The sequence below is a fragment of the Bradyrhizobium sp. BRP22 genome, assembly GCF_020194175.1.
Taxonomy (GTDB): Bacteria; Pseudomonadota; Alphaproteobacteria; order Rhizobiales; family Xanthobacteraceae; genus Bradyrhizobium.
Map to the genome: position 1 here is coordinate 1 of NZ_JADYVX010000147.1, position 276 is coordinate 276.

The 276-nt window shown below is 60.1% G+C and carries 1 protein-coding gene; it reads right to left on the reverse strand.

From position 1 onward, the window contains the following. Positions 1–276: ribonucleotide-diphosphate reductase subunit beta (locus I6F35_RS39755; RefSeq protein WP_225122984.1), on the reverse strand; the 276-nt coding region annotated here is incomplete at both ends.

Genomic DNA, 276 nt, shown 5'->3' on the forward strand with positions numbered 1-276 from the left:
GCAGGGCATAGGCGTCGATGTGGACCGTCTCCATGTTGGTGAAGGCGGCCATCATCATCTGGACGGTGAGCGGCTGGAAGATCGGGATGTAGCGCTTGAGATAGTTGTCGCCGACCTCGATGTCGGATTGAGTGAAAAAGCGGAAAATCTGGGTAAGCAGCGCACGCTCGTTGGCCGTGACACGGTCCGACACCCAGTCCTTCAGGTCGCTGCCGAGCGGTACCTCCTCGCCCATCCAGTGGGTCTGCTGCTGGCGCTTCCAGAACTCGTAAGCCC